Raw genomic sequence first — 16,436 nt, forward strand, 5'->3', positions numbered from 1 at the left:
ACGCAATTGTTATGGGAAAGACGATCTTACTGCTGTTCATGCTGGCTAGCGGCTATGCATATGCCCAAAAAGCCGGCTCCCTGCCGGGTGCCCCCACAATCACTTACTCGCCCGTTTCCGATCGCGTCGCATTATTGACGGTCAGCGAGCGGTTCGACACCACAGGATGCCATAATCCGAAGCGATATTGGTTGCAATCCACGACTGATCCCGACTATCAAGCTACGACCAATCCTGTCCGTGTTGGTCGGCATAGCTTTGTACAAGGACTTTCAACCAACGGCGAGCCGGATATTGTCTTTGAGCTATATCTGATTTTTGACAAACCATTCAAAAACGGCAAATCCTATCATATGCAAGCCGAGCCTATTCAGGATGTTGACGGCAATGCAACCGTTTTGAATACCACATTTACTTTCAGCGACACCGACATCCTCGGCAATGTAAAGGCCAACCAGGTTGGTTACTTGCCGGAAGGGCCTAAGCTTGGGAAATTGGGGAGGTTCCTGGGCGACGCCTGGTTCATGCCCATCGATACTATTTCGCCGCCGCCGTTCCAGATTATCGGGGCAGATCAGCAAGCTGTTTTTGAAGGGAATTGTAAATATCTCAAATCCGATTCCGCATTCAGTGGCGAAAGGGTCTTTGACATTGATTTTTCGGCATGGCAAACGCCCGGCCAATATCACATTTACGTCCCTGGCTACGGCAGGTCAGAAACTTTTACCATCTCGGCCGACTGCTATAATGAACTTTATTATAACTCGGCAAGGGCTTTGTATTACCAGCGTTCGGGGAAGCTCGAAGGCGTCTATAGTGGAGCGTGGGCCCGCGAAGGCTTGCCCTCTCAAACAGCGCAAATCCATACTTCACACACCAATTCACCGCTTTACTCATCATCTGATCATCCGCCAGGGACGCAGCTTCCTATGCAAGGCGGTTGGCTGGATGCGGGGGATTACGGGCGCTATGTACCCACAGCCGCCAGCGCGTTGTTCATCCTTTTCACGGCCTTTGAACGCTATCCTCAGAAATTCCCCGACAGTCACCTGAACCTCCCGGAAAGCGGAAACGGTATTCCCGACTGGCTCGACGAGGCCAAATACGAAACCGACTGGCTGATGCAAATGCAGGCTCCCGACGGCGCCGTCTACTTCCGCGTCACACCCGCGACATGGCCGCAGGGCCTGCCAGGCGACGAGCACAACACACTAATTATTTCGGAAAAAACCACACAATCCACGGCACTTTTCGCGGCATCAATGGCCATGGCGGCCCGAAATTTCAAGAAATACAATCCTGCCTACTCGGCGTCGTGCCTCGACAAAGCCCGTAGAGCGTGGTCGTTCCTGAATGATCATCTCACACCAACCCCACCGGTTAGCGTGCCAGGCATCAACGCCGGATCCTATCCCGATCCGATCGATGCCGATAACCGGGCGTGGGCAGCAGCAGAACTTTACAAAACTACCGGAGAGCCGCAATACAACGCGGATTTCAAGAACTGGTACGGCCAGATTCCCCACCAGTTCCATGCGACAATGAGCTGGCAACAGCATACTTTCAAAGCCGCCTGGGCACATGCTACGACTTCGTTCCCAACGGATGCCGCATTTGTACAGGAGTTTAAAAGCAGATTAAACAGTGAAGTATTAGGTAATTATTACAACCGCACCATGAAAATCCACGCCTACCACGGTGCCTACCATCATTTTAAAGGCTATGTCGGTTATGGAACGTTTGGGATGGCACAGAGTTATGCCTTCGATTATATTCTGTTTGCCTCGCTGCTTCAAAAACCGGAACTGCTGGATTATGCCAAAATTCAGCTTGATATCCCACTGGGTAACAATCCCCTGTCCCAGTGCTTTATAACCGGAACTGGCAAGCATTCTCCTAAATATCCATTGCACTGGTCGACCGTACCTGGCAGATTTGCGGAGCCGGTTCCTGGTGTGCCGGTTTTCGGGCCAGCAGCTTCGCTGCTGATGAACCGGCCTTCGAGCTTTGCCATTCAGGATTTACTGAACCGTTACCCGAATGGTTATCGCAAAGAGGATCCCTACCCCGTACTTCGGCGCTACACCGATGCTCGGCAAGCCGTTGAAATGTCCGAATTTACCGTGCAGGAGATCAGTGTGACGGCGGCGGTTTTTGCGTTTTTTAGCAATATTGCAGCCGATCCGCTGCCAGTGCGGTTAGAAGCATTTGAGGTAAAAATAGCAGACTGCAAGGTTAAATTGCAGTGGCGCACCTCCGAAGAAGTGAATGCCGCATACTTCGCCGTTGAGCACAGTGCCGATGGCCGAAATTTCACCGCAATAGGTCGGATCGATGCCGCCGGTTCATCCAATTCCATCAGGCATTATGACTTTGAAGACCCTTCCCCGCAATCGGTCAACTACTATCGCCTTAAAATGGTCGATGCCGACAGGACATTTGAAAACTCGTCGATCCGTTTCGCCCGACTGGCGTGCAGGCAAGTCCAATGGTCCGTAACACCTGTTAACAGGCATATTTACAGCATTTTAGTTAAGAATAAAACCGATACTCCGGCTGCACAATATCAGGCTGAGCTTTACAACTTACAAGGCTCGGTGGTCAGAAGAACGTTGCCTGGCCGCGGTTTGGCATTCAATATCTCCGGGCTGGCTTCGGGTGTGTACATTGTACGACTTCGCGGTGGTGCGGGCGAAGATTTCGGAAGCAGAAGGTTGCTGATCCCATAACCAGAGAACCATTTATCCGGGAGTTCGACCGACGGGCACCATTACCTTACACTAGTCCGAGACCGGTAGGAATGAAGAACGCTTCATGCTATTTTCGCCATAGACCTTAAACCGACTTGTTATGACCCCCTTCATTGTCTTGCTTGTACTGGTAGTCCTTACCATTTTGATGACCGTCAAGGTTGTCCCGCAACAAAGTGCTTACATTCTGGAACGTCTGGGAAAGTTCTATGCCGTCCTTCAACCTGGCATTAACTTCATCATCCCATTCTTCGACCGCATTGCCTACAAATACACATTGAAAGAGGCGGCTGTCGACATTCCGGAGCAGATATGTATCACACGCGACAACGTACAGGTACGCATGGACGGCGTTATATTCATTCAGGTAATCGATCCAAGAAAGGCGGCTTATGGCATTGCAGACTATACTTTCGCGGTCATACAGCTTGCTCAAACCACCATGCGGAGCGAGATCGGCAAATTGGATCTGGACAAAACGTTCGAGGAACGTATGACCATCAACCGTGCGGTGGTAGAGTCTATCGACGAGGCTGCTACGGGCTGGGGGGTGAAGGTGCTCCGTTATGAAATCAAAAATATTACCCCGCCGCAGAGCGTTTTGATTGCAATGGAAAAGCAAATGCAGGCCGAGCGCGAACGCCGTGCCGTAATATTGCAATCGGATGGTGAAAAGCAGGCGGCCATTAATGTGGCGGAGGGTCAAAAACAGAAAGTTGTGCTGGAATCGGAAGGTATCCGGCTACGGCAAATTAACGAAGCAGAAGGTGAAGCTTCCGCATTGAAATCGGTGGCAGAGGCAACTGCCGAAAGTATCAGGCTCGTTGCACAGGCGATTCGCGAAGAAGGGGGTGCGGAAGCGGTACAGTTGAAAGTGGCCGAAAACTATGTGGAACAATTTGGCAAGCTGGCCAAAGCCGGCAATACGTTGATCCTCCCCGCAAACCTCGCCGATATGGGTTCGCTCATTGCGACCGCACTAACAGTCGTCAAATCTGAACCGAAGAAATAGCAATGGATTTGACATTACCTCAGATTTGGCTTATTGTTGGGCTGGTGATGCTTCTCGCGGAACTGGTCAGTGTCCTGCTTGTATTCGTCTTCTTCGCAATAGGTGCCTTGCTGACATCCCTTTTAACCACCTTCGGGCTATTGCCTAGCACCGAAAGCCAGATACTCGCATTCTCCGCCATCTCACTGATTTCCCTGCTCGTTTTGCGAAAGCAAGCCCGTAAACTCCTCGAACGCCGCTCCTCTCCCGAATACAGTGAATTCACCGGCGAAACGGCCATGGTAATCCGCGATATTCCCGGCAATGGCGAAGGCAGGATCTATTACCGCGGTGCCGAATGGAAAGCCGTTTCGGAAAATCATGAGATTATACCCGCAGGCAGCAAGGTCGTTATCAAGAAAACGGATGGTATTGTACTGATCGTAGAAGAATCCTGATTTTGAAATACAGTTAAAGCAAAAGCCGTGGGCACGATCGATCGAACCCCACGGCTTTTGTTTTTCACACCAAATTACTTTTTCAATGCCTCTTCAACAGGCAGGCCAATATTTCCGCTACCTGGCAGAATGTGCAGCAGTGCGGCGATGGTAGGCGCAATATCACAAACGGATGTTCTTCTCAGCGTTTCGCCAGGCTTGATACCCCAGCCAAACATCACAAACGGCACCTGAGTGTCGTAGTTATAGGGTGTGCCGTGCGAAGTCCCGGTCGAAGTCCCGTAAAACCAGCCTGGTTGTGAGATTACCTGCAGATCGCCACTTCGCTTGGCATTCACATTGTTTTTATAAAGTTCGAGCTGATAGGTATTCAACGGTGCTTTGCCCATGTCGGTCAGGTCGATTACCTCGGCGATGCCCGGAACTGTTAAAGAAGCATCCCGCACCACGCTGTGAACTGCTGCGATGGTGATGTTTTTCTTTTTCAAAAGGCTATGATCGAGGTAGAGCTGGTTGTTGTCGGTCGCAACGATGTATTTGTCTTTGCCAAATGCTTCATTCAAAGCGTCGGTAACCGCATTCGTCAGCAATTTACGATCCACCAGGCCGGCAGGCAACTTGTGCTCCTGTGCGAAACCCGGCACATCCACCACGCCGTGATCGGCGGTCAGGAACACGGTATATTCCCCTTTTCCTACCCAGCCATCAAGGAAGTTGAAAAGATCGGCAAATTCGCGGTCCAGACGAAGAAAATCATCCTGCTGCTCGATCGAATTGGGACCTACACGGTGGCCTATCTTATCCGTGGATGAAAAGCTGATCGCCAAAAAATCCGTATCCTTGCCTTTGCCAAGTTGCTCGCCTTTGATGGCCTCGATAGCCATCTCTTTGGTAATGGTATTACCCCATGGCGTATCTGTCACGATACCAAACGCATCGCCGGACATGCCCATCAATTCATACGGGAATACCGGCTTCTTAGCGCCTGGAAGCTTCCCCTCCCAAGCCACGTCATCGGGGGAGCTCTGAGTGTATGCATCTGCTGTTAACAGCAGGTCCCAGCCTTTTTTCAAATACTCGGCAGGCATCTTTTTCGCATTGTAATCCTTGGCCCATTGCGGCAGGTCATCCATATAATAAGTGCTGGTGACCCAGTTGCCGGTTTTGGAATCGAACCAGTAAGCAGCGTTCGCCGCGTGGCCCGCTGGCAGGATCGACCCGCGGTCTTTAATGGCTATACCGATCGTCTTGGAGCGAAAATTGGTGGCAATGCGCAACTGGTCGGTTACTGTGCTCACCAGCAAATTCTTCGGTGACATTTTGCCAACGACCACATTATTGGCACCTACCGTTTTGACGGTACTGTCCTCCACACAATATACCTCCTGCTTTGCAATCGGATCGTACCATTCGTTACCAACAATACCATTGATCGCCGGAATGGAGCCTGTGTAGGCAGATGCATGTCCGGCAGCAGTAACTGTCAATGCATAGCTGTAATGGTTGTTTCGGCAATTGAAACCCTCATTCATCATGCGTTTAAAACCTCCCTCTGTGTACTGATCGTAATAGCGGTACAGGTAATCATAGCGCATCTGGTCCACAACAATACCGACAACGATTTTGGGACGGGTAATGGTCGACGCCTTTGCGAGGGCCGCTTTCTTGGGAGTTTGCGCATAAACGGCCGTGGTAGCCATCGCAGCCAACACCCAGCAACATAATCTTCTCACAGTTCAGGAATTTAGTTAAAACAAAAAACTGCGGGACACGTGACCGGCCCGCAGGAAAACATATTGGTCAGTTACTTTTTCAATGCTTCTTCCACCGGGTTACCGACATTACCACTTGGAGGCAGGATGTGCAGCAATGCCGAAATAGTAGGCGCAATATCCGCGATGGAAGTCCGACGGAGCGTTTCGCCCTTGTTAATCCCCCAGCCATAAAGGAGGAACGGCACGTGTGTATCGTAGTTGTAAGGTGTGCCATGGTCGGTGCCTGTTGGAGAAGTGGCCGCAAACCATCCTGGTCTTACAAGAACCTGTAAATCGCCGCTTCTCTTCGCGTTGACATTGTTTTTGAATAATTCCAATTGATATGTATTCAAAGGTGCCCGCCCCATATCGTGTAAATTTATCAGGTCTGCAACACCTTTGAGAGGTAATATGGCTTCGCGCACTACCTGATAAGCAATATCAACTGTAATTTTCTTTTCCTTTAAAATTGCTTTGTTGAGGTAGATCTGATAATTCTCAAAAGCGGTCACGTACTCGGCTTCCCCGAAAGCATCGTTCAGGGCTTTCACTACTGTCCTAGTCAACATGGTTGCTCCCATTAAGCCAGCGGGGAGCTTATGTTCCTTCCAAAACCCTGGAACATCCATTGCTCCATGATCGGCCGTCAGGAAAACAGTATAATTGCCTGTACCGGCCCAGCTATCCAGAAAACTGAAGAATTCGGCAAACTCCATATCCAGTTTCAGATAGTCATCCTCCTGCTCCACCGAATTGGGGCCAAACATATGACCAATTCGATCGGGCGATGAAAAACTCACGGCTAAAAAGTCGGTTTCTTCACCTTTTCCGAGATTCTCGCCTTTGATAGCGGCAATAGCCATTTCCTTAGTAATGGTATTGCCCCACGGCGAGGTCGTTAGCGGTCCGTATGCATCCCCCGAGTTACCTGCCAAATCGTAAGGGAAAACCGGCTTTTCAACACCTGGCAGTTTACCTTCCCAGGCTACGTCATCCGGGGTGCTCTGCGTATACTGCCCGACAGGCAACAAGACATTCCACCCTTTTCGCTGATACTCGGCAGGCTTTTTAAGGTTATTGTAGTCTGTCGCCCACGATGGCAGAGCGTTCATATAATAGGTACTGGTCACGAAATTGCCAGTTTTAGAGTCAAACCAATAGGCCCCGGAAGCAGCATGACCGGCAGGTAGAATAGACGCCCGATCTTTAATCGCTACGCCGATTGTCTTGGAACGGAAATTTGTAGCCACCCGCAATTGGTCGGTTGCCGTACTGACCAGCAAGTTCCGGGGCGACATTTTACCTACCGTAAGGTTATTGCTCCCGACCGTCGCAACCGTACTATCATCCGTACAATAGACATTTTTACCCTGGCCTGTATCGTACCAGTCGTTACCAACAATGCCGTTAATGGCTGGCATCGAACCGGTATAAACCGCCGAGTGTCCGGCAGCCGTCACGGTCAATGCATAGTGATAATGGTTGTTCCGGCAATTGAAACCTTCATTGATGAGCCTTTTCAGACCCCCTTCTTTGTATTTATCGTAATAGCGGTAGAGATAATCGTAACGCATCTGATCGACGACCATTCCGACTACTAGTTTGGGCCTTGCAAGCTTATTGGCGGAAGCTGCAATTCCCCGAGCTCCGGTGCCCGTTTTGGCTTTCGTTTGACTAAAAACCGGTTGGCAAAGAACCATTCCGGCGAGCAGAGCTCTCACAAGCGTGTGCGTGATTAATTTCATTAGAGATACCGATAACAGTGTTAAAGTTCTGTACAAATACGCGGCAAAGATAAAGATGTACTACGGTTAAAAGCAGAAAACCGGCGCGCTTTTCACGACCGGCTTTCTGAATCTTAACCTTATTTTAACCTTACTTCTTCTCGCTTCCGCCAAGCTGCGCAGGTGCTCCGGCGGTAGGGGCGCCTTTCTTAGCCTTTTCGAAATCGCCGGCCCTGATGATTATAAGTTTATTGTAATCGATATGCTTGTTGAATGCCGCCTTGATCTGATCCGGCGTCAACGCCTCGATCTTTTTCTCAAAATCGGCATCCCATTGCATGGTGCGGTTCAGATAAAGATTGCTGGTCAATGTGTTGGTCAGAGAAGCGTCCTGCGAGCGCGCTACCTGCCGGGATTGCAGGTAACCCGATTTCGCCGCCTTCAATTCGTCGGCTGTGAACCCTTCCTTCATCACCTTCTCGATTTCATCTTTGAACGCCGCTTCCAGTTTTTCAGCGTTTTGAGGCGCGTAGATGGCATACGACATAAAGGTACCGTTCTTATCGAGCGGGCTGGCCGAGAATTGCGAACCCACGCCATAGCTCAAACCTTCTTTCTGGCGAATGCGGGTTGCCAGGCGCGAGTTCAGGAACCCACCTCCAAGCATATAATTACCCATGATTAATGCAGGGTAATCAGCGTCTGTGTCCTGCAATGGCATATTCAAGCCTGCCACGAACATTGCATTCGCTTTGTCAGGCGTTTCGATGGCTTTATTTTCGGCTTTTACAACCTGATATGGCGACGCGATGCGGGTGAATGGCTTTACGCTTTTCCAGCTTCCGAACTCGTCGTTCAGGATTTTTTGGATAGCATCTTTATCAAAATCACCCACGACAGTCGCCGACGCATTGTTAGCACCATAGAAATCCTTGTGGAACTGACGGATCTGATCAATGCTAGCGGCCTTGATGCTTGCCACATCCTCATCAAAAGTACCTATGTAGCGGATATCACTTTTCGGATACGGCGATACCAGACGACGGTATTGGTTGAATGCGATCGCCTGCGGTTCGCTGCGTTGCGACTCGATGCCCGCGAGCTCTTCCTGTTTCAATTTTTCAAACTCGTTTTCATCGAATGCAGGGGTTTTCAAAACCTCAGCTACCAGCTTCACTACCTCCGGCAGGTTTTCCTTTGTCGTTTCAATACTGGCACCGGCCTGGTTGGCTGCCCCGAAAAAACTCACCCTCGCTTTCAGACGATCGAATTCATCCTTGACCTGTTGGCGGGTTTTCGTTTTCGTGCCCTTATCGAGCATGGAACCCGTCAGGTCGGAGATCGTAGCTTTGTTTTGCAGGCTCTTGTCATCGCCGTAACGCAAAGTAATGCGGGCGGCTACGACATTACCACGTGTCTTTTTAGGAAGTAATGCAGTTTCAATAGAATTGGCCTTCTCCACCCGGGTCGTGCGACTTTCGACGTTTGCCGGTGACGGGTCGAACGCCTCTCCTTCCGCTACCACAGCTTCTCCTTTATAGTTTTTAACCAGCTCAGCTACGTTTGGCGCCTCGGGGATTTCAGCCCGGACCGAATTGGATTCCGGCGTAAACGTTCCGAGTGTTCTGTTTGATGGCTTGAAATAGAATTGAGCCACCCTGAACACATCCTCGGGTGTTACTTTGCGGATATTGTCGCGGAAAAGGAATGCAAGCCGCCAGTCGCCGGTAGCAATGGATTCGCTAATGCTCAGCCCCACTCTTTCAGAATTCCGGAATTCGAGATCCCAGTTTTTAAGAAGGGTCGTTTTAGCTCTTTCCACATCTTCCTTCGAAGGTTTCAGGATTGCTGTGGAGTCGAGTGTTGCGGTGAAGGCCTTTTTGGCTTCATCAAGCGATTTTTCCTTCAATATCTCGGCACCGAACAATACGAGCCCCGGGTCGTACAGCTGAAAACTGAAGCCGAATTGGGATGATGCTTTTTTGGTTTCGACCAGATTTTTATAAAGTCTTCCGTTTGGCTCGGTGGTCAACAGCTCCGTCAGCACTTCCATAGCCGGATAATCCGCATGCGATCCTGGCATGATATGGTACATTGCCATCAGCATTTGCACGTCGCCTGTCCGTTTCAGTTCTACAAAACGCTCTCCGTCCTGTGTGGGCTCGATTGTGTAGGATTTTGGCAACACACGGGTTGGTTTTGGGAGTTTCCCGAAATAGTCGTTGATAAGTGTCAGCGTTTTCGCTTCGTCGATCTTACCTGCCACAGTCAGCACGGCATTATCAGGCTGGTAATATCTTTTGTAAAATGCTTGCAGGTTTTCAATGGGCACCCGTTCGATATCCGACCGGTTGCCGATCGTCGATTTGCCATAGTTATGCCAAAGATAGCCTCCTGAAATTACGCGTTGCATCAACACGCGGCCAGGGTCATTCTCTCCGGATTCGAATTCGTTCCGCACCACGCTGAACTCACTGTCGAGGTCTTTTTTAGCGATAAATGAGTTCACCATCCGGTCAGATTCCAGGTCTAGCGCCCATTTCAGGTTTTCATCCGAGGCTGAGAATGTCTCAAAATAGTTGGTACGGTCATACCAGGTAGTCCCGTTGGGCCGTGCGCCGTGCTCGGTGAGCTCCTGCGGAATATTGGTGTGCTTCGGCGAGCCCTTGAACACAAGATGTTCGAGCAAGTGGGCCATCCCGGTTTCACCATAACCTTCATGACGCGATCCAACGAGATAGGTGACATTCACCGTAATGGTAGGTTTCGAGGGGTCGGGGAACATCAGTACTTTCAGGCCGTTTTCCAGGTTGTATTCGGTAATCCCTTCAACCGACGTGACTTTCGTGATTCCTTTCGGCAACTGCTGTGCTTGCGACGGCATCGCCAGCATCGCAGCCAGCATCATTCCGACCAATGAGCCTTGCCTAAACAAATTTGTTCTTCCAGATTTCATGACCATGCTAAAATCAATTAGTTTAGATTTATAATCCTTGAAAATAATGCAGAATATCGCATTTAACAATGGATTGGTGACAAATGGCAAAATAATGTCCGTTGCAACATAATGTCGTATCAGGCGTGTATTGGTTGCATGCCGCAACCACGAAATCGTCCAACGGAATGCTCTGCAGCAGCTAACAGTTTAAAATATATCCCCTCATTTCAAGAGAATGAACCTGATTAAAAATGTCCCGCTTTTGTTTTCCCTTCTGGCTGCTTTGATGCTATCCGCCTGCGCCGGCAACGGTATCCCGATTTCTTCCAACACCAAATATCCTATTGAAGTCCTGTACGATACTCAGCCACTCGAACGACCCTATTCCGAGATCGCCGTCGTGGAGATCGGCAGCGAGGATTCGCTGACGGAACGGCAAACGCAGGACAAAAGGATGATGTTTAGGGGGAATGATGCTAAAACAAAAGAGTTACTGACCGCCCGACTGGTGATGAAAGCGCAGAAGATAGGCGCGGATGCGATTATTAACGTGAAATATAAGTATTACACGAGTGTCAACAAGGAAGGCTATATGCTAAGCGGATTGGCCGTGCGCTATCGCGGGGAGTAACACTTCTAACAAAATAAATCCGTACACCATGCTGTTTACTGCCAAACTATCCGACATGCCTGTTGAGGCGGAATCGCGGGTAATCATCCGTTTCCAGGACTGCGACCCGTTGATGCATTTGAATAACTCCAAGTATTTTGACTATTTCTTCAATGCGCGGGAGGACCAGGTTTCCAAATTGTATGGTTTCAGCTTTGAAGCGATGTTCCGCGAGCTGCGGACTAGCTGGGTGGTATACCAGCACCAGATCGCCTACGTAAGGCCCGCGAAGATCAGCGAGTGGGTGCGTATTACGTCACGCGTGATCCACTATAACGAAGATACGATGGTTACCGAGTATTTTATGACCAACGATTTGCGTACCGAGCTAAAAACCGTGCTGTGGACCACTTCGAAGCACATCAATGTTGCAACCGGACAGCGGGTACCTCATCCGCAGGAGATCATGGACTACCTGGATGCAACCTGTGTACCGGCCATCGATTTCCCCGCGCTGCATTTCAATGACCGCATTCACGCGATCAAACAGGAGCTGGTGCAGGGCGCTAGCGTGTAGATTCTTTTTCTGAAAGCAATTTCTTCGCGGAAGTCGTATCCTGCCGGGTCGAATCGGGTAGGAACGGGACCCGCACGCCGGGTTTCGGGGCGCGGGTGAAGCGATTGAAACTGTGGGTAAATTGCATGCTCACACCGCCAGTCGTAAATGTGCCGCTGTTGAACATGAGGTTGTTCTGGATATTCCGGTTATAGGCTTTCACGCGCACGGAACCTTTGGCGTTCAGCCAGTACTCCAACGTCCATTCGCCTAGTAAACTTGCCGCATCGTATTGCGACGAGCCTGTTTGCGATTGTGTTCCCGAAGTGAAACGTCCGTCTCGCGTCACGCGGAAACGGTCGTTCAGGAACCGGTAAGAAAAGCGGAGTTGGAGGTTATTCCAGGCATTTTGGTCCAGTGAAAGGCCCGAAACACCGACTTCGAGGTTCTCATTAATACCTGATGCCCAACGGCTGATCTGATTCGAAACCAGCTCGCTGATGCTGCTCCCGAGGAAATTCTGGCTACCTACCGCCGCCAGACTGCTTTCCGGCAACAGTTGGTTTACCACCAATAAACTACTCACCTGTCGGCTCAGCTCCTGTTCATCGGATTTCAGTTTGTTTTGAAACGCTTCCAACTGACCACGATAAGTACTGAGCGATGGGTTATCCAGGATTTTGAGATCGTAACGGATGGTAGGCGACATCAGTCTTTCCGACAAGCCGATAGTAACCTCCACCGGGTATCGTCTCGACAATGCATCTCCGCTGTTACCGCCCAGATTACTCGTATTCGGCAGCACCCCGGCCAGCGATACCATTTGGGTGTATCCGGCTTTGATATCCAGTATCGCACCATATGGGTCTCCAGACCACACGATCCTGCTTCCCGGCTTAATGCTGAACTTCTTATTGATCACATTCTGAAGGGTAAAATTATATTCCCCTTTTTCGATCTCGTAGGTCCCGGCCATCGTAAAGTCGCCCTGGGTATCGATATTCAGGTTCAGACGCCCGCTGCCATTTCCGCGCAATATATCGCCGGTTTGCCGGTCGAAGATGATTTCGCAGGTTGCATCGGGTGTAAGGTTGAAATTGAAATCCATTTTAATCCCGCCTGCGATCTGGCTTTTTGCGATCGAATCCGCAGGTGCTCCGGCCGTGCTGTCGGCAGGCACCATTTTGCTGACGAATTGTATATACTCCTGCGTTGCCACCTCTGTAGCCCCGTCCAACGGGATATGGATCCTCGTGCCCTTATTACTGGTCACATTGGCTTCTATATTGAGATTATCGATGGGACCAAATACCGCCACAGGGCCTGTTACATACGCAGTTCCGTAAAAAATATCATTGTTCTTCGCATTGGTATTCAATATTTTGAAATTACGAAGGTCGGCATTGAAGCCCAGCGAAAAGTACTTGAAACCATCGTGAAAGACCCCGCCGCGTAAGGTCGCGGTGTTTCCGTCGGTGTCGGCAACAAGGATATTATTTACAGTAATTTCGCTCTCCGTGAAGTTGATCTTGTCGCTGAATGTAAATACCGATTGGAGGTAGTCGAACTTCATCCGTCCCTTATCCACGGAGAGAGAGCCTTCCAGCACCGGGGAATCCATCACACCCCGGATGGACACCACGCCTTGCGCCGTACCGCTCACGTCTGAAACCAGGCCCTCCGCAAATGGCTCTATCGCCTTGAAATCCGCCTGGTTGAAAACCGCCTTCAGGTTCAGGGTATTTGTTTCAAGTTTGGGGTGATAAGACCCGACAAGGTTGAAGACTCGCCGTGCATTCTTGTTCAATTGTGCGTCAATCTGCAATTCGCTGGTCGTTTGATCCCAATCTCCGCTGCCTGCAAGGTTCCCGAATTCGTACTGGTCATAGCCCAACCCTTCTATGGCAAAACGGGCGTCCAGGATCACGCTGTTGTAAATGTCCTTAACCTTTGCCGAGCCGTCCATAATGCCCGACAACTTTGTATTAAATACCGGATTTAAGCTCGCCAGTTTGAAGTTCTTGATATCCAGCAAAAGACTTTTCTCAACGTCCTCAGAAGCTGTTCCACTGAGGAAAATACGCTGTTTGCCACTTACCAGCCCGAGGTTCGACATGGTAATGTCATTTCCGACGATCGAGATGAGGCTTTCGGAAGGCACATTCCATTCTTCATCCAAAAGGTAGAGTTTAGAATTTTTAAACCCTATATCCAGACCAGCCGGCAAAAAACGGATCTCACCTGCAAGATTGGCCCTGTTGGTACTTTTGACCTGATGGACCGCACCGTTAAAGTCGATATGATCGACATCCCAGGTGCCTTCCAGTTCCATCCGCTCGGTTGGCATCATCTTGCTAATCTGCTGCTTATCCGACGTGGCGAGGATCGACGCAAGTACTTCTGCACTGTTGACGAATTTTGAGGTCGTAACATCCACTTCGGCCTTCATAAACTGGTTTTTCCCGTAGCTGATTGTGTCAGATAGTGCATTAAAAGTCAGAAAGGCTGTATTATCCATTTTAAAAACGCCCTCGGCCCTGGCCCCTTTCGAGATGTAAATATCCGGACTCAGAAATGCCAGAAAACGTGACAGGTTGTGTGTTTCAACCGTATAGTCGATCTGGTAGCGTCGCGACAATGACTTTAATGGCTTTTGGGCATAATAGTCGTTACGGGCAGCTTCATTCTCGAAAAAGTAGAGCTTATATTCTTCCAGGACCTGGCTCACGTCCTTCCACGCCTGTGTCGGCAGGAAATTCCCTTCCACTTTGGCCGTCAGGAACTCGCTGTTGAGCTGTAAACGCCGCTTACCCAATTGATTCCTTGAAGAAAGCACTAGCGTATCTACCACCAGGTTACGCTCTTTATTGAGCATTACGAGATAGGTATCCAGCAATTTAGCGTCCCCCACAAGCTCGTCGACCGTATTTCCTGACACGTTCACATTCAGTTGCGTTCGCAATGTGATCGGATCTTTACTGAAGCCCAACTCTTTTAAATTTGCCTTCTCGATGATGCCTTTGACGTCGAACATATTCTGTTGTTTCGAAAGATCAAATTCGCCGTCGAGGGTAACCACCAGATTGCTGTCGCGTGTGCTGACAAGCCCGTTGAAATACTGGTTTTGCAAATTTCCTTTCAGCTGGATATTCTTATAATCGTAATTGCGGAAACCGATCCGGTGGACGACCGCGTTCATGTCTGCGGAAGCTGATGACAACTCCAAACCCTTGCCATACACCTTACCTTCGAAATCCAGCTCCTGCCAGTTGTCTTCGTCTTCCAGCAGCGTTCCCAGCCCAAAAGAGGAAGTCTTTACCTGTCCCGAATAGGTGGTTGTTTTCGCGTCGGCGATATGGAATACAAGATCTCCCGACAATTCACCTAATTCTGAAGAAGCCGACGCATTTACCGCGAAATCTTCCAGTGTGCCCTTGAATGTCCCGTCCAGAAGCGTGTAGCCGAACTTTTGTAAATCGGGATGCATATCCCATTCCGGATAGTACTGGACAAGGTCGGTCGGATCAATTTTGGATACCGATAACCGGATATCCATCATTACGCCTTGTATCGTCGGCAATCCTTTGAAACCAATATCGCCTACCAGGCGGCTGTTTTTACCAAAATGAAGATCTGTGTTGGAAAGCAAGAAATCATCCACCTTCCCATTGAAATCGCCCGAGATCTGCCAGGTTTCATTCAGTCCGTCGATGTAACTTGAAAACAGCCCGAGATCCTGAGAATCGACACGGCTGCCAACCAGGTGGCCTTTCATCCGGATTTTATGGTTAAAGTCACCCAATTCACCCGACCGGTTATAGAAGAAAATGACTTCATCTTTCAAATGCGAATTTCCGATGTGTGCGTCGAGCTCTTTCAGCTCCATCTTTTTCTGACAAAACAGAAAGCGGGTATCGAGGTCATGCATTTCCAGACCTGTTTGCTTATCGACCGTTTTCAGATTTTTAGCCAAAAAAGAAATCGTATCGCCCTGGACCAGAAAATCGTTGAGCTCGCCGTAGAGATGTTTCAGGCTGAAATGTGAATAGTCGAACACCCTCGCCCCTCGGTCGCGCGGCCTGCGCGGATCGTCATAGCCAAAAGTACCATCGATCACTTTTGCCTTTCCAATAATAAAAGGGGTATTGTTTTCCGGTGCATTGCGAGGCCGCGGCACCGAGGGAGCGGTGAGTTCATTGATGCGGGAAATGAAGCCGTCGATATTCAGATCACCGGATTTGGGAACGATTACCAGGTGGACATTCGGCTGGAACACATTGACTTCATCCAGAAATATCTCTTTCGCCGAATCGCGGATGATGTTGTTGACGTTCAGATTGACATCGATCCGGCCAACGTCGATCATATCTGCGCCCGACGAGTCCTTCACCGAAACGCCTTCGAGCGAAACTACGTCAAACCATTTGATATTGACCTTTTCGATGGTGAGGGGATAACCAAGCTTGCCGGAAATATCGGTAGTGAGATAGCCTACGGCCCAGGTTTGCACCGAAGGGAGCTGCAATGCCGTGGTAGCGATCCCGAGCGCCAGCAGCACGAAGATGACAACCACGATCAGACCATTACCTAGTGCCTTCAGGAATTTTAACATATACAGCTTCGCAGCGGGATACTGCTTATCTTATTGTTAATGC

Annotated in this window: 9 protein-coding genes; 5 read left to right on the forward strand and 4 right to left on the reverse strand. The window is 49.8% G+C overall.

The window, feature by feature from the left end:
* The first annotated feature begins 11 nt into the window (after nt 1–11).
* The 3 genes from LZD49_RS23500 (at nt 12) to LZD49_RS23510 (ending at nt 4,199) form a co-directional block, all read left to right on the forward strand.
* Complete coding sequence (locus LZD49_RS23500) at nt 12–2,729, forward strand: glycoside hydrolase family 9 protein (protein WP_234670127.1); 2,718 nt, start codon at nt 12–14, stop codon at nt 2,727–2,729.
* A 121-nt stretch (nt 2,730–2,850) separates the two neighbouring features.
* A complete protein-coding gene (locus tag LZD49_RS23505) occupies nt 2,851–3,762 on the forward strand; it encodes an SPFH domain-containing protein (RefSeq protein WP_234670128.1) in 912 nt (303 codons plus the stop codon).
* 2 nt (nt 3,763–3,764) lie between these two features.
* Nucleotides 3,765–4,199, forward strand: a complete 435-nt coding sequence (locus LZD49_RS23510) for an NfeD family protein (RefSeq protein ID WP_234670129.1) — start codon at nt 3,765–3,767, stop codon at nt 4,197–4,199.
* Nucleotides 4,200–4,273: 74 nt separating this feature from the next.
* Here LZD49_RS23510 and pafA (LZD49_RS23515) read toward each other — a convergent pair whose 3' ends face one another.
* From pafA (LZD49_RS23515) to LZD49_RS23525, 3 genes are all read right to left on the reverse strand, one after another.
* Nucleotides 4,274–5,899: an alkaline phosphatase PafA gene (gene pafA, locus LZD49_RS23515; protein ID WP_234670388.1), complete on the reverse strand. Its 1,626-nt coding sequence runs from the start codon at nt 5,897–5,899 to the stop codon at nt 4,274–4,276.
* A 104-nt stretch (nt 5,900–6,003) separates the two neighbouring features.
* Nucleotides 6,004–7,698 carry an alkaline phosphatase PafA gene (gene pafA, locus LZD49_RS23520; protein ID WP_234670130.1) on the reverse strand — a complete coding sequence of 565 codons (1,695 nt, stop codon included), beginning with the start codon at nt 7,696–7,698 and terminating at the stop codon, nt 6,004–6,006.
* Between the two features lie 130 nt (nt 7,699–7,828).
* On the reverse strand, nt 7,829–10,639 hold the full coding sequence (locus LZD49_RS23525; RefSeq protein WP_234670131.1) for a pitrilysin family protein: 2,811 nt from the start codon (nt 10,637–10,639) through the stop codon (nt 7,829–7,831).
* Nucleotides 10,640–10,850: 211 nt separating this feature from the next.
* Here LZD49_RS23525 and LZD49_RS23530 point away from each other — a divergent pair, with 211 nt between their 5' ends.
* Both LZD49_RS23530 and LZD49_RS23535 read left to right on the forward strand, forming a co-directional pair.
* Nucleotides 10,851–11,246, forward strand: a complete 396-nt coding sequence (locus tag LZD49_RS23530) for a hypothetical protein (RefSeq protein WP_234670132.1) — start codon at nt 10,851–10,853, stop codon at nt 11,244–11,246.
* Nucleotides 11,247–11,274: 28 nt separating this feature from the next.
* Nucleotides 11,275–11,802, forward strand: coding sequence for a thioesterase family protein (locus LZD49_RS23535; protein WP_234670133.1), 528 nt, complete (start codon nt 11,275–11,277; stop codon nt 11,800–11,802).
* On the opposite strand, the gene LZD49_RS23540 is transcribed toward LZD49_RS23535, so the two are convergent.
* Complete coding sequence (locus LZD49_RS23540; RefSeq protein ID WP_234670134.1) at nt 11,792–16,393, reverse strand: translocation/assembly module TamB domain-containing protein; 4,602 nt, start codon at nt 16,391–16,393, stop codon at nt 11,792–11,794. The two genes, LZD49_RS23535 and LZD49_RS23540, sit on opposite strands and share 11 nt — an antisense overlap.
* Between the last annotated feature and the right edge of the window lie 43 nt (nt 16,394–16,436).

Source organism: Dyadobacter sp. CY261, assembly GCF_021440085.1.
In the GTDB taxonomy this organism is placed as follows: domain Bacteria; phylum Bacteroidota; class Bacteroidia; order Cytophagales; family Spirosomataceae; genus Dyadobacter.

What these genes read in the sequence shown, in the direction of transcription:
- LZD49_RS23500 (WP_234670127.1), top strand. Translation starts at nt 12, where the DNA reads ATGGGAAAGACGATCTTACTGCTGTTCATGCTGGCTAGCGGCTATGCA.
- LZD49_RS23505 (WP_234670128.1), top strand. Translation starts at nt 2,851, where the DNA reads ATGACCCCCTTCATTGTCTTGCTTGTACTGGTAGTCCTTACCATTTTG.
- LZD49_RS23510 (WP_234670129.1), top strand. Translation starts at nt 3,765, where the DNA reads ATGGATTTGACATTACCTCAGATTTGGCTTATTGTTGGGCTGGTGATG.
- pafA (WP_234670388.1), bottom strand. Translation starts at nt 5,899, where the DNA reads ATGGCTACCACGGCCGTTTATGCGCAAACTCCCAAGAAAGCGGCCCTC.
- pafA (WP_234670130.1), bottom strand. Translation starts at nt 7,698, where the DNA reads ATGAAATTAATCACGCACACGCTTGTGAGAGCTCTGCTCGCCGGAATG.
- LZD49_RS23525 (WP_234670131.1), bottom strand. Translation starts at nt 10,639, where the DNA reads ATGGTCATGAAATCTGGAAGAACAAATTTGTTTAGGCAAGGCTCATTG.
- LZD49_RS23530 (WP_234670132.1), top strand. Translation starts at nt 10,851, where the DNA reads ATGAACCTGATTAAAAATGTCCCGCTTTTGTTTTCCCTTCTGGCTGCT.
- LZD49_RS23535 (WP_234670133.1), top strand. Translation starts at nt 11,275, where the DNA reads ATGCTGTTTACTGCCAAACTATCCGACATGCCTGTTGAGGCGGAATCG.
- LZD49_RS23540 (WP_234670134.1), bottom strand. Translation starts at nt 16,393, where the DNA reads ATGTTAAAATTCCTGAAGGCACTAGGTAATGGTCTGATCGTGGTTGTC.